This window comes from Tardiphaga sp. P4_G1 (assembly GCF_056401215.1).
Genome location: NZ_JBFUJU010000012.1, coordinates 103,948 through 116,913, shown reverse-complemented (window position 1 = coordinate 116,913; position 12,966 = coordinate 103,948). Strand labels below are relative to the sequence as shown.

Below are 12,966 nucleotides of genomic sequence, written 5' to 3'. Positions count from 1 at the left end.
GCGGGGGCATTGGCGATGGCAGACGATATCAGGGCATTGACCGGCGTGCGCGGCGTCGCAGCTGCCGTCATCGTCGTGTATCATTTCGGTGACGTGCAGCTCGCAACCGGCGGCACCGGCTCATTCTTCCGCATTCCCTACGGCTATTTGCTGGTCGACCTGTTCTTCATGCTGTCAGGCTATGTGATGGCGCTGACCTATCGCGACGCTTTCCTGCATCTCACTGGCAAGGCGTTCGCAACCTTCATGCTGAAGCGGGTCGCGCGACTGTACCCCGCCTATTTCATCATTGGCCTGTTCTATGTCGCCAAGATCGCGGCTGGTCTGTCCGGCGAGAAGCTGGAGATGTATTCGGCCTGGGACTGGACCGGCAACCTGCTGATGATGACCGGCTGGGGTCTCTATATTTTTCCGATCATCGGCGTGGCCTGGGCGGCGAGCGCCGAGATGGGCTCCTATCTGCTGCTGCCGATCCTGATGGCCTTTACCCAGCGTTGGAGCAAATGGATCGCGGGATTTGCGGTGATCGCGGCGCTGCTCGGCATCTATGCGGTGAGCGTCAGTGGCCGCGGGTCGGGCGGACCGCTCGATGTGGTCAACGGCAATTCGCTTTATCCGCTGCTGCGCGCGGTGGCGGGTTTCACGCTGGGCCTTGCGATCTTCCGCTTTGGTGGCCTCGTCGATCGCCTGTCGGCAACCGTGCAGGATGGTCTGGTCGTCGCGCTTCCGCTCGCCATCATCGCCGTCGGTTTGGCCGATGCGAGCGATCGCTTGATGTATCTGCTGTACATCCCGCTGGTCGCGGTGCTCTCGCGTGATGGCCGGATGGCGCAACTGCTGTTCGGCAACGCGCTGGTCTACCGGCTCGGCATCATCTCGTACTCGATCTATCTGATCCATCCGCTGTTCGTCAGTTTCGCTATCAGGACCTGGCGGCATTTAGGCCAGACTGAGGTTGTCTATATCGCTGCATCGCTGGTCTGTTTCGCCATCATCTGGGCGCTGGCGGAAGTGAGCTATCGCTTCGTCGAAATGCCCGGCCGCAACTGGATCACGCAGCGATTCATCCCGCGGAGAAGCGACGCGCCGGTGAAGGCGTAGGCATCGGGGCTATCAAGTCGGTAGTGCGGCGCGATGCCGCAGACGGCGGCGATCCATTCTTTCAGATATTACTGCCACGCTGCCCGGAAATGTGAGCGATGACGCCGCAGGCATAGCGTCATTTATCGCAAAGCCTTGCCTGAATAGGGTTTCTCGCCAGAGAGCTACACTTCTGATGCCGAGCCAATGCGAGTTTGGAGGAGGCGTCGCGCCAGCTATCTTCGCATTGTTGCGGTGACTCCATGTCGCACGGGAGCAATCGCAACGATGTGGCATTGAAGCGCGGCCACACCGAAATTCCGCGCCGATCCAAGTAGGAATCTGATGTCTTTGTCTCCTCGTCTGTTCGGTCTCATTGGTGTGTTGGCTTGTCCGGCGGTTGCGGTTGCGGCTGATCCGGTGGTGATGCTGCCATCGGTGCCCTTCGTGCCCTCGGCCTCCGGTGGCTGGACCGTGACCGTCGGGATAGGCGGCGAGATGCAGCCATCTTACGAAGGCGCCGGGAGTTCTGAACTTGCGCCAAAGCCGATCATCTCGATTCGCCGTGCCGGCACGCCGGCCCGTTTCAAGAGCATGCGCGACAATGCAAGCTTCGCCCTGATCGACGTGGGCGGCTTTCGCGCCGGTCCCGTCGGCAACTATAAAGCAGCGCGCAAGGCCGCCGATCACAGCGAGCTGCGTGGCCTGAGGGACGTTGATTTCGCGGTCGAACTCGGTGGTTTCGCCGAATACTACGCCTTCGACTGGCTGCGCCTACGCTCCGAACTGCGCCGCGGTCTCGGTGGCCACGAAGGTATCGTCGCGGATTTCTCGGCTGACGTGATTGTGCCGATCAACGAGCGGATGACCTTTGCTGCCGGCCCACGCTACCGGGTGACGGATGCGAAATATGCGGAGACTTACTTCAGCGTCAACAATATCGAGGCGCTTGCGTCAGGTTTGCCGGTTTACGACGCCAAGGGCGGTTCGAGTTCGGTCGGTGCGGGCGCGCAATTGCGCTACAAGCTCGATCCGCAATGGGAAGTGCGCGGCTATGTCGAATATGACAAGCTGCTCGGCAGCATCGCCGATAGTCCGCTGGTGAAATTCCGTGGGTCGACCAATCAGGTCACCTACGGCGTCGGCGTGGCCTATTCGTTCGACGTCGGCGTGCGATAGCACGTACGATTGCACAGCGTGGCCAATACGGCGCACGCTAGCTCACGCTTCTAGCGCTCCCCGATCAGATAGTACGACAACATCGTATCCAGCTCCTGTTCCAGCTCGCCATTGGCGAAGGCATCCGGACGGAATGCGATCGCCGCATCGAGTGCCGAGCCGACCATTCTCGGAATGAAGAAACTTCCGGCTTCGCGATTGAAGCCAGGGCGTAGCTCGTCGGCATGGTTGTCAAACATGCCACGCAAGAGGCCTTGCCGCTGCGGAAAGGGGTCGAATGGCCACTGAACAGGGGGACGGCCGGAGGCGGTCTCCATCAAGACCTTCAGCAGCGGCAGCACGCGGGCATGCTGGCTGATCGCGGTGTTCAGACCGGAGCGGACGAATCCACGCAGATCCAGCCCTTCGAATCCTGAAATGGTCTGCCAGATATTTTCTGACATTTGGGCTTCCGTCCGGCCATGGAGGGCCCCGAACAGCGCGTCCCGATTTGGAAAATACTGATAGAGCGATCCGATGCTGACCCCGGCGCGCTCCGCAATCCGGTTCGTGGTGGCCCGGTCGTATCCTTCATCGACGAGCACGATGGCAGCGGCGTCCAGGAGGATGCCCACGGTCGCAACGGAGCGCGCCTGACGCGGCTTCTTGCGGTGGTGCCCGGTATTGGTCGGCATGGTCTCGTTGCGCCCCCGCGCAAGATGATGTGGCGCACCTTATAGGGAGGGCAACGGAGGCGGTTTTAAGGTACCGCCATGGCCAATGTCGGCCAGCAACGAAAAACGCCCCTGCTGGCTGCAGAGGCGTTTTGAAAGGCAATCGGATAAGCCTGAAAGGCCGATCTTCCTTGTGAAGATCAATCTTCCTTCTTGAGGAAGCCCGAGAACTTCTTCTGGAAGCGCGACACGCGGCCACCGCGGTCGAGAAGCTGGGTGGTGCCACCGGTCCAGGCTGGGTGCGACCTCGGATCGATGTCGAGGTTCAGCTTGTCGCCTTGCTTGCCCCAGGTGGAACGGGTCTGATACTCCGTACCATCGGTCATAACGACCGTAATGTTATGATAATCCGGGTGAATTTCGGCTTTCATGACGGTTCCTTCGGCGCGCCGGCGCCTGAATCTCTGTGATTTCGATGGCGGATTTGGCCGCTCTATATCGCAGGAACGTGCGGGAGACAAGGACTCCCGTCGTGGATCATTGCCTCTGCAATTGACCTAGGTCATTTGCCTCGGGGCCCGCTCCGGCCTATCTCAGGGCAACGACAAGAACGGTTATAAATCATGAGTGCAGTCGAACGGCTTGAGATCCCCCGCGCGGCCAAGCCGACGCTTCCGCAGCCCGATCCGGTGCTTCCGGAGCCGTCGCTGGTGGATACCGTTGTGGAGCCCCAGGTACCACCCAGCCGAGCCAAATTGCGGCCGCTCCTTGCGTTGGCGCCCTATGTGGCGCGGTATCGCGGCCGGGCGCTGCTGGCGCTGGTGTCGTTGACCGTTGCGGCTGTGACCACGCTCGTCGTGCCTGTGGCGGCACGGCGGATGATTGACTTCGGCTTCAGCCCCGAAGGCATCGCGATGATCAACAACTATTTCAGCGTCATGATCGCTGTGGTGGTCGTGCTCGCGCTGGCCAGCGCGGCTCGTTACTACCTCGTCATGACCATCGGCGAGCGCATCGTCGCCGATCTGCGCCGCGACGTGTTCCAGCATCTCACCGCACTGTCGCCGTCCTTCTTCGATACGTCACGCTCCGGCGAACTGGTGTCGCGGCTCACGGCCGATACCACGCAGATCAAGTCAGCGGTCGGCGCGTCCGTATCCATCGCGTTGCGCAACCTTGTGCTGTTTCTCGGCGCGGCAGCCATGATGGTCGTTTCTAGCCCGAAGCTCTCCGGCTTCGTGCTCGCGGCGATCCCGCTGATCGTGATCCCGCTGGTGGCCTTCGGGCGCTGGGTGCGGCGTCTGTCGCGCAACGCGCAGGATACGCTGGCGGAAGCCTCGGCCTATGCCGGCGAACTCGTCGGTTCGATCCGTACGGTGCAGGCCTATACCAACGAGCAGCTGGCGAATGCGCGCTTCGGCAAGGAGGTCGAGCAGGCCTATGACGCCGCACGTGGCTCGACCCGTGCGCGCGCTGTGCTGACCGCGGTTATCATCTTCATCGTGTTCTCCAGTGTCGTGGGCATTCTCTGGGTCGGCTCGCATGACGTGTTGACAGGCGCACTGACACCGGGGCGGCTCGGCCAGTTCGTGCTCTATGCGGCCTTTGCTGCGTCCAGCCTCGGCCAGCTCAGCGAAGTCTGGGGCGAGATTTCGGCGGCGTCGGGCGCGGCGGAACGACTGTTCGAAATCCTCAACGTCAAATCCGCCGTGGTGGCCCCGGCATCGCCGCGGGCATTGCCGCAGCCCGCACGCGGCGACGTCGTGTTCGACAATGTCTCCTTTGCCTATCCGACCCGGCCGGACATCCTGTCGGCCGCTGGCGTATCGCTATCGGTGAAGGCTGGCGAAAAGGTCGCCATCGTCGGGCCGTCCGGCGCCGGCAAGAGCACGCTCTTTCATCTGCTGCTGCGCTTTTACGATCCCAAGGGCGGCGCCATCTCGGTCGATGGCGTGCCGATCCGCGACGCCGATCCGCGCGAGCTCCGCAAGCGCATCGCATTGGTGCCGCAAGACTCCGTCGTGTTTGCAACAACCGCCCGCGAGAACATCCGCTTCGGTCGTCCCGATGCGACGGATGCCGAAGTCGAGCATGCCGCATCGCTGGCGCATGCCACGGAATTCATTCGCCGCCTGCCTGATGGATTTGAGGCGCAGTTGGGCGAACGGGGCGTCACGCTCTCGGGCGGCCAGCGTCAGCGCATCGCCATCGCACGCGCCATCCTGCGCGATGCACCGCTGCTGCTGCTCGATGAAGCGACGTCTGCGCTCGATGCCGAATCCGAGACGCTGGTGCAGACCGCACTGGAAGAGCTGATGAAGCACCGCACCACGCTGGTGATCGCCCATCGGCTCGCCACCGTGCTATCCTGCGATCGCATCCTCGTCATGGATCATGGCCGCATCGTCGAGCAGGGCACACATGCCTCACTGGTCGCGGCGAACGGGCTTTATGCCAGGCTGGCAAGGTTGCAGTTCGGGGTGTGAGTGGCGACGATGGGAGGCTTGCTACGGCTTCCATTCCATCAGGTCGACGGCACGGCCTGACGTGTTTACTTCATCGCCCGTTTTGACGAAGCCGTTACGCATATAGAATTTGATTGCGCGGATATTGTCGGCATTGACCTTCAGCGTCACGCCGGTTGGCGATAGTCGTTTGGTTTCATCGACCAGCGCGCGGCTGACATCTGATCCCCATTGAGCGGGGTTGACCACTAACTGATCGAGATAACCCGTGCCGTCGATGGTGACGAAGCCGACCAGTGCGCCGTCCTGCTCCGCAATCACGATCTGCGCTACGGGTACCAGTTCGGTGCGCCATCGGTTGCGCCACCAGTCGACGCGGCCGTCGAAATTAATCGAGGGATAGGCCTGTCGCCATGTCTCCAGCCACAAGGTGATGGACGCGTCTTCATCGCTCTCGCGATAGGGGCGCAACTCGAATGGCTCAGGCATGCCGTCAGCGCTCGGTGAGCTTGAGTTCGATACGACGGTTGCGCTTGTAGGCTTCCTCAGTCTGCGCCGTATCCAGCGGTTGATTTTCGGCGAAGCCGGCGGCGACGAGGCGTTGTGCGGGGACGCCGAGCGAAATCAGATACTGCACCACCGAGATTGCACGCGCCGATGACAGTTCCCAGTTCGATTTGAACAGCGGGCTGTTGAGGATCGGCCGCGAGTCGGTGTGGCCGTCGACGCGCATCACCCAGGCGATTTCGGCCGGGATTTGCTTGTCGAGTTCGATCAGGGCACTGGCGACCTTGTCCAGTTCGGCGCGGCCTTCGGGAAGCAAAGCCGCTTGGCCGACATCGAAGAATACTTCCGACTGGAACACGAAGCGATCGCCGACAACGCGAATGTCAGGGCGGTTGCCGAGAATGGCGCGCAGGCGTCCGAAGAATTCGGAACGATAGCGCGACAGCTCCTGAACGCGCTGCGCGAGCGCGACGTTGAGGCGCTGCCCGAGATCGACGATGCGTCCCTGCGATTCCTTGTCTCGTTTCTCGGACGCTTCCAGCGCTTCTTCGAGTGCCGCGAGCTGGCGGCGCAGCGCCGAGATTTGCTGGTTCAGCACCTCGACCTGCGCCAGCGCACGGGCGGAGAGCTGCTTCTCGGAATCCAACGCCTTGTTGAGCTCGGTGTTGCGGCCTGCGGCATCGGAGCCGGCACCTGCGAGGCCGTCGTACAAGCCCTTGATCCGGTCGCGCTCCGATTCCGCGGCGGACAGCCCGGCGCGCATCTGAGATAGCTGCTCGTCGAGATTGAGCTTGCCGAGCTTCTCCAGCGATAGCAGGTCGTTCAGCTGAGCCAGTTTGGCGGTGAGCTGCTCCAGCGCCTTGTCCTTGCCGGTGACTTCCTGCGACAGATAGAATTGCACGACGAGGAAGATCGACAGCAGGAAGACGATTGCGAGCACCAGCGTCGACAGCGCGTCGACGAAGCCCGGCCAGTAGTTGAATTCGGAAGAGCCGCGGCGATTGCGTGCCAATGCCATGGATCAGTTCTTCTCAGGTTGGCGAGCGATGTGTTCGAGCAGCTTCTTGATCTCGCGGCTCTGCTCGCCCTGACCATCGGCCCATTCGCGGATCATCTCCTGCTCGCTGCGCATATGCGCCACAAGGCTCTGGATCGCATCGGCGAGATTGGCCATGGCGGTCGTGGTGCCACGGTTGTTGTTGCCGTCCTCGATGGAGCGACGCAGGCGCTCGATGGCATCCTGCAACTCGGCCGGGGTGCCGGATGAGGTAACGGGGGCTGTCTCGCCGGAATATTCCTTCACGGTGGAGGCGAGCCAGTCTTCCAGATCCGTATAGAACCGGTTCTGGGCCTGGCTGGATTGCAGGTCGAGGAAGCCGAGGATCAACGAGCCGGCGAGGCCGAACAGCGATGACGAGAACGAGATGCCCATGCCGGCGAGCGGCGCGGCGAGGCCTTCCTTCAGCGTGTCGAACAGCGAGCCGGCATCGCCGCCGACCTTGAGGCCTTCGATCACCTTGCCGACGGAGCCAACGGTCTCGATCAGGCCCCAGAAGGTGCCGAGCAGCCCGAGAAATACGAGGAGGCCGGTCATATAGCGCGAGATGTCGCGGGATTCGTCGAGGCGCGTCGCGATCGAATCGAGCAGATGCCGCATGGTCTGCTGCGAGATGGTCATACGGCCGGTACGCTCGCCGCCGAGGATCGCAGCCATCGGCGCCAGCAGGGTCGGGCGTCGGTCCAGCGCGAGGCCAGGATCGGAAATCCGAAAGCTGTTGACCCACGAGACTTCCGGATAGAGCCGGATGACCTGCCGGAACGACAGGATAATGCCGATCGCCAATACCGCGCCGATCAGCGCGTTGAGCCCGGGATTGGCAAAGAAAGCGAGAACGATCTGCTTGTAGAGCACGGTCATGATCAGACCGCAGAGCACCAGAAACACCAGCATTCGGACCAGGAAGATCCGGGGCGATGAGAGCTTGGTCAGTTCGATTTCCATCGCGGAGCGGGAGGAGGAGCCAGGCGCCATGTGCTGATCATCTGCATGCGAGGAAAGGTTCGACGCGCAATATGGCACAGCCCCGCGACAAAAAAAGATCGGATACCGCCGGAATCAGCGATGTCACCGGGAACTTCCAGTTGAAACCCGGCTCGATCTGCCGCGTATTTAGAAAAGACCTTTTTGTTGAGCCGTTTGTGGAGAAGAGTGGCGCTGGAGCGGCACGCGCTACGCACGCACGGCGAATGACTGGCTCGACAATTTCGATTGCCATCGCGACGAGATCGAACGCATCCTGCGTCTGGTCCATGGACGCAACTCCGCATATGGATGCGGTGCTGGCGCCGGTTCTTTCTGCGACCGCAGGCTTGTTTGTCTATGCGAATGGAAGCGAATAGTGGCGTGAGCCACTATCGAATGGCTGCTGTTAACTAAACGTATGCCGGTTCCATCCGATTCACGTTCGCGTGAGCCTCGAAAGCCTTTGTGAGTTCAATACGATAGGCCGTGTGGCAATGCGCCGCCTCGATATGTATTGCGCCGCAGCACCGCGGTTTTTATTCTAGGCTATCAAAGAAGTTCGATAAATCCGGCTACGCGCATGAAGACCACAGAGGTCCGGCGTATCCGTTGATGCATGTTCGAATTCGCAACTTGGGATATCAAAGTAAATGACGATGTTGAACGCACGCTCTGCAGGCTTCGCGCTTCTGCTGGCGGGACTCGCGCCCGTGCTCGCAGGATGCAACGAACCCAAGGACGCGGTGGCGTCTGCGCCGCCTCAGGTGAGCGAGCCTGAAGTCAGCATCATTTCCGTCACGCAACAGCGACGTGCGCTGGTTCGCGAATTGCCCGGACGTATTGCGCCGACGCGCGTTGCCGATGTGCGTTCGCGTGTGTCGGGTATTATCATCGAGCGCGCGTTTCATCAGGGCACCGAGGTGAAGGCGGGCGACACGCTGTATCGCATCGATCCGAAGCCGTTCGAGGTGGAATTGCAGTCCGCAAAGGCGTCGCTTCACAAGGCGGAAGCTGCCTATGATCTCGCGTCGATGCAGGCCAAGCGCGTGTCGGGTCTTGCACTGCAGAAAGCAGTCTCCGAAGCGGAAGCCGAGAAAGCAGTCGGTGCGCAGCGTCAGGCTGAAGCCGAGATTGCATCCAAGAAAGCCGACGTCGCGCGTGCGCGCCTCAATCTGGACTATGCAACCATCCGCGCGCCGATCGACGGCATTGTCGGAGCCGCTCTGGTGACCGAAGGTGCGCTGCTTGCGCAGAACGACAATACGAATCTCGCCACCATTCAGCAGCTCGATCCGATCTATGCCGATTTCACGCAGTCGGTGTCCGAATTGAATAACTTGCGCCGCTCTTTCGAGACCGGCGATCTCGAGCGGATCGCGCCTGGCGCGGCCAAGGTGAGACTGATGCTTGACGACGGCACGCTCTATTCGCTGCCGGGCAAGCTGCTGTTCTCCGAAGCCAAGGTCGACACCTTCACGGGTCAGGTAACGCTGCGCGGCGAATTTCCGAACCCGAAGCGTGAGCTGTTACCGGGCATGTATGTCCGCGTGCAGATTGAGCAGGGCATCGACACCGATGCCATTGCGGTTCCGCAGCAGGCAGTGCAGCGCAATGGTGGCGGCGGAGCCGAAGTATTCGTTGTCAAGGATGACGGTCATGTTGCGGTCCAGATGGTACGAACAGGTGCCGTGCAGGATGGTCAGTGGTTCGTGACCGAAGGCCTGAAGGGCGGCGAGCGCGTCGTGGTCGAGGGCTTCCAGAAATTCGCTGCTGGCGACAAGGTCAAGGCGACCGCCTGGACTGACGCGAATGCCACTGCGGGCCTTCCGCCCGAGGGGCAGAAAACCACTCAAGCGCGTCCCTGAGTAAATCGACATGGCTAGTTTTTTCATCGACAGGCCGATTTTTGCCTGGGTCGTCGCGCTTTTCATTTGTCTTTTCGGCGCCATTGCGATTCCGCAGCTGCCGATTGCGCAGTATCCGATCATCGCGCCGCCGTCGATTTCGATCTCGACCAGCTATCCGGGCGCGTCGCCGGAGAATCTCTACAACAGCGTGACGCGGCTGATTGAAGAGGAACTCAACGGCGCTGCGGGCATCCTGAACTTCGAATCGACGAGCGACTCGCTGGGCGCCGTCGAGATCATCGCGAACTTCCAGCCCGGTACCGATACCAGCCAGGCGTCAGTCGAAGTGCAGAACCGCCTGAAGCGCGTGGAAGCGCGTCTGCCGCGTGCTGTGATCCAGCAGGGTATCCTGGTCGAGGAAGCCTCTGCCGCGGTGCTGAACATCATCACGCTGCGCTCCACCGATAACAGCCTGGATGAAGTCGGCCTCGGCGACTTCATGATCCGCAACATCCTTGGTGAAATTCGTCGTATTCCCGGCGTCGGCCGTGCCTCGCTTTATTCCACCGAGCGCTCGCTGCGCGTCTGGGTCGATCCCGCCAAGCTGGTTGGCTACAATCTGACCTCCGACGACGTCAACAAGGCCATCACCGCACAGAACGCCCAGGTTGCCTCCGGCAGCGTCGGTGCCGAGCCCTCGACAGCGACCACCAAGACGTCGTCACTGGTGCTCGTCAAAGGCCAGCTCTCCACGCCGGAAGAATTCGGCGCCATCGTGCTACGCGCCAATTCCGATGGCTCGACCGTGCGGCTCCGCGACGTCGCCCGTATCGAGATCGGCGGCCTCAGCTACCAATTTACCACGCGCCTGAACGGCCAGCCGACGGCCGGCCTGTCGGTGCTGATGTCCCCGAAGGGCAACGCGCTGGCGACGGCCTCGGCTATCGAAGCCAAGATGAAGGAGCTGTCGAACTTCTTCCCTGCCAACATCGCTTACGACATTCCGTACAACGTCACGCCGGTGGTCAAAGCATCGATTATGAAGGTGGTGATGACGCTGATCGAGGCGGTTGTCCTCGTCTTCATCGTGATGTTCATCTTCTTGCAGAATTTCCGCTACACGCTGATCCCGACCATCGTCGTGCCCATCGCGCTGCTCGGCACCTGCACGATGCTGTTGTTGGCCGGCTATTCGATCAACATGCTGACCATGTTCGGCATGGTGCTGGCTGTCGGCATCCTGGTCGACGATGCAATCGTCGTGGTCGAGAACGTCGAGCGGATCATGAGCGAGGAGGGACTTCCGCCGAAGGAAGCCACCAAGAAGGCGATGGGCCAGATCTCCGGCGCCATCATCGGTGTCACGCTGGTGATGATCGGCGTGTTCGTGCCGATGGCGTTCTTCCCCGGCTCAGTGGGCATCATCTACCGCCAGTTCTCGGTCACCATGGTCGCCTCGATCGCGTTCTCCGCGCTGCTGGCGCTGTCGCTGACGCCGGCGCTTTGCGCAACCTTCCTGAAGCCGATCAAGGAAGGACACGGCCATGCCAAGAAGGGCGTGTTCGGCTGGTTCAACCGCAAGCTCGACGCTACCCGCGACGGCTATTCGAGGACGGTGGGCTGGTCGATTCAGCGCACCGGACGCTTGCTGATCGTTTATGTCGCGCTGCTCGTCGGACTGACCTGGGGCTTCATGCGGATGCCGGGCGGCTTTCTGCCGATCGACGATCAGGGCTTCATCACCACTGACGTGCAGACGCCGTCGGACTCCTCGTTCGCTCGCACCGAAGGCGCCATCGAGAAGGTCGAGGCATATCTGAAAAAGCGTTCCGGTATCGAGAGCGTTGTGTTCCTCACCGGCTTCAGCTTCCTCGGCCAGGGCATGAACACCGCGCAGGCCTTCATTACCCTGAAGGACTGGGCGGAGCGCCGGCCGGGCGATTCCGCGGCGGCCCTTGTCAACGATATCAATCGGGAATTGTCGTCGATCCGCGACGCCAAGATCTCCGCTTTGCAACCGCCGCCGATCGATAACCTCGGCAACTCTTCAGGCTTCAGCTTCCGCCTCCAGGACCGCGGCCAGAAGGGGTTCGTCGCGCTTAATGCTGCATCTGACAAGCTGATTGCTGACGCCAATGCCAGCCCGGTGTTGCAGAAGGTGTTCGTCGAAGGCCTGCCGCCGGCGCCATTGGTCAATCTGATGATCGACCGCGAAAAGGCAGGCGCCTTCGGCGTCACCTTCGAGGATATCAACAGCACGATCTCGACCAATCTCGGCTCGAACTACATCAACGACTTCCCGAACCGCGGCCGTATGCAGCGCGTCGTGGTGCAGTCCGAGGCCGCCAACCGGATGAACGCGGCCGACATCCTGAACTACAATGTCAAGAACAGCCGCGGGCAGCTGGTGCCGTTCTCGTCCTTCGCCACTGTGGAATGGGCGAAGGGACCGACCCAGATCGCGGGCTTCAACTTCTATCCGGCAGTGCGAATTTCCGGCGAAGCACGGCCCGGCTTCACGTCCGGCGACGCCATCAAGGAGATGGAACGTCTGGCTGGCCTGTTGCCGCGCGGTTTCGGCTTTGAATGGACCGGCCAGTCGCTGCAGGAGAAGCTGTCCGGCTCGCAGGCGCCGTTCCTGCTCGCGCTTTCGGCGCTGGTGGTGTTCCTGGTGCTCGCAGCGCTTTATGAGAGCTGGACGATCCCGGTGGCCGTGCTGATGACGGTGCCGCTCGGCATCGTTGGCGCCGTGCTGGCGGCGAATTTGCGTGGCCTGCCGAACGACGTGTATTTCACGGTGGGTCTGATTACGATCATCGGTCTCGCGGCCAAGAACGCGATTCTGATTATCGAATTCGCCAAGGACCTGCGCGCGCAGGGCAAGTCGCTGGTAGATGCCACGATGGAGGCCTGTTTCCTGCGCTTCCGCCCGATCGTGATGACCGGTCTCGCCTTTATCTGCGGTGTGTTGCCGATGGTCGTCGCATCGGGCGCCGGCGGTGCCAGCCAGCAGGCGCTTGGTACGTCGGTGACCGGCGGCATGATCGCGGTGGTGATCCTGGCGCTGCTGATGGTGCCGGTGTTCTTCGTGTCGGTGCAGCGGCTGTTCTCGCCGGACAAGGCGCCGAAGACGGAAGAGGCAAAGCAGGACGGGCCGACCGCATCGCCGTCCGTGTCGCACAGCTAAGGTAATCAAACAAAAAGCCCGGATG

General features: G+C 61.5%; 11 protein-coding genes. 5 read left to right on the top strand and 6 right to left on the bottom strand.

The genetic code is table 11. The annotated features are described in order from the left end of the window. Positions 1–15 precede the first annotated feature (15 nt). Positions 16–1,101: an acyltransferase family protein gene (locus AC1DUY_RS26045; protein ID WP_439078010.1), complete on the top strand. Its 1,086-nt coding sequence runs from the start codon at positions 16–18 to the stop codon at positions 1,099–1,101. 324 nt (positions 1,102–1,425) lie between these two features. Then, positions 1,426–2,259 carry a MipA/OmpV family protein gene (locus tag AC1DUY_RS26040; protein WP_089265405.1) on the top strand — a complete coding sequence of 278 codons (834 nt, stop codon included), beginning with the start codon at positions 1,426–1,428 and terminating at the stop codon, positions 2,257–2,259. A 50-nt stretch (positions 2,260–2,309) separates the two neighbouring features. Here AC1DUY_RS26040 and AC1DUY_RS26035 read toward each other — a convergent pair whose 3' ends face one another. Then, positions 2,310–2,933 carry a TetR/AcrR family transcriptional regulator gene (locus AC1DUY_RS26035; RefSeq protein ID WP_441230390.1) on the bottom strand — a complete coding sequence of 208 codons (624 nt, stop codon included), beginning with the start codon at positions 2,931–2,933 and terminating at the stop codon, positions 2,310–2,312. A 179-nt stretch (positions 2,934–3,112) separates the two neighbouring features. After that, positions 3,113–3,343 (bottom strand): 50S ribosomal protein L31, encoded by a 231-nt coding sequence (gene rpmE / locus AC1DUY_RS26030; RefSeq protein ID WP_478118100.1) that lies wholly within the window; start codon positions 3,341–3,343, stop codon positions 3,113–3,115. Positions 3,344–3,535: 192 nt separating this feature from the next. Here rpmE and AC1DUY_RS26025 point away from each other — a divergent pair, with 192 nt between their 5' ends. Further along, positions 3,536–5,398, top strand: coding sequence for an ABC transporter ATP-binding protein/permease (locus AC1DUY_RS26025; protein WP_478118098.1), 1,863 nt, complete (start codon positions 3,536–3,538; stop codon positions 5,396–5,398). A gap of 21 nt (positions 5,399–5,419) precedes the next feature. Here AC1DUY_RS26025 and AC1DUY_RS26020 read toward each other — a convergent pair whose 3' ends face one another. The 4 genes from AC1DUY_RS26020 to AC1DUY_RS26005 are packed head-to-tail and all read right to left on the bottom strand — an operon-like array spanning position 5,420 to position 8,196. Next, positions 5,420–5,866 (bottom strand): GNAT family N-acetyltransferase, encoded by a 447-nt coding sequence (locus AC1DUY_RS26020; protein WP_478118096.1) that lies wholly within the window; start codon positions 5,864–5,866, stop codon positions 5,420–5,422. Positions 5,867–5,870: 4 nt separating this feature from the next. Further along, positions 5,871–6,902, bottom strand: a complete 1,032-nt coding sequence (locus tag AC1DUY_RS26015; RefSeq protein WP_089265400.1) for a peptidoglycan -binding protein — start codon at positions 6,900–6,902, stop codon at positions 5,871–5,873. A gap of 3 nt (positions 6,903–6,905) precedes the next feature. After that, positions 6,906–7,916: a flagellar motor protein MotA gene (locus AC1DUY_RS26010; RefSeq protein ID WP_089265399.1), complete on the bottom strand. Its 1,011-nt coding sequence runs from the start codon at positions 7,914–7,916 to the stop codon at positions 6,906–6,908. Between the two features lie 7 nt (positions 7,917–7,923). Then, on the bottom strand, positions 7,924–8,196 hold the full coding sequence (locus AC1DUY_RS26005; protein ID WP_439062842.1) for a hypothetical protein: 273 nt from the start codon (positions 8,194–8,196) through the stop codon (positions 7,924–7,926). Positions 8,197–8,557: 361 nt separating this feature from the next. On the opposite strand from AC1DUY_RS26005, the gene AC1DUY_RS26000 reads away from it, so the two are divergent. Both AC1DUY_RS26000 and AC1DUY_RS25995 read left to right on the top strand, forming a co-directional pair. Continuing rightward, positions 8,558–9,772: an efflux RND transporter periplasmic adaptor subunit gene (locus tag AC1DUY_RS26000; RefSeq protein WP_089265398.1), complete on the top strand. Its 1,215-nt coding sequence runs from the start codon at positions 8,558–8,560 to the stop codon at positions 9,770–9,772. A 10-nt stretch (positions 9,773–9,782) separates the two neighbouring features. Continuing rightward, positions 9,783–12,941 (top strand): multidrug efflux RND transporter permease subunit, encoded by a 3,159-nt coding sequence (locus AC1DUY_RS25995; RefSeq protein ID WP_478118093.1) that lies wholly within the window; start codon positions 9,783–9,785, stop codon positions 12,939–12,941. Positions 12,942–12,966 lie beyond the last annotated feature (25 nt).

Bases quoted from the DNA above. Each gene is read 5' to 3' on its own strand.
- AC1DUY_RS26025 (WP_478118098.1), top strand. From the start codon at position 3,536: ATGAGTGCAGTCGAACGGCTTGAGATCCCCCGCGCGGCCAAGCCGACG.
- AC1DUY_RS26015 (WP_089265400.1), bottom strand. From the start codon at position 6,902: ATGGCATTGGCACGCAATCGCCGCGGCTCTTCCGAATTCAACTACTGG.
- rpmE (WP_478118100.1), bottom strand. From the start codon at position 3,343: ATGAAAGCCGAAATTCACCCGGATTATCATAACATTACGGTCGTTATG.
- AC1DUY_RS26035 (WP_441230390.1), bottom strand. From the start codon at position 2,933: ATGCCGACCAATACCGGGCACCACCGCAAGAAGCCGCGTCAGGCGCGC.
- AC1DUY_RS26045 (WP_439078010.1), top strand. From the start codon at position 16: ATGGCAGACGATATCAGGGCATTGACCGGCGTGCGCGGCGTCGCAGCT.
- AC1DUY_RS25995 (WP_478118093.1), top strand. From the start codon at position 9,783: ATGGCTAGTTTTTTCATCGACAGGCCGATTTTTGCCTGGGTCGTCGCG.
- AC1DUY_RS26020 (WP_478118096.1), bottom strand. From the start codon at position 5,866: ATGCCTGAGCCATTCGAGTTGCGCCCCTATCGCGAGAGCGATGAAGAC.
- AC1DUY_RS26000 (WP_089265398.1), top strand. From the start codon at position 8,558: ATGACGATGTTGAACGCACGCTCTGCAGGCTTCGCGCTTCTGCTGGCG.
- AC1DUY_RS26005 (WP_439062842.1), bottom strand. From the start codon at position 8,196: ATGGACCAGACGCAGGATGCGTTCGATCTCGTCGCGATGGCAATCGAA.
- AC1DUY_RS26040 (WP_089265405.1), top strand. From the start codon at position 1,426: ATGTCTTTGTCTCCTCGTCTGTTCGGTCTCATTGGTGTGTTGGCTTGT.
- AC1DUY_RS26010 (WP_089265399.1), bottom strand. From the start codon at position 7,916: ATGGCGCCTGGCTCCTCCTCCCGCTCCGCGATGGAAATCGAACTGACC.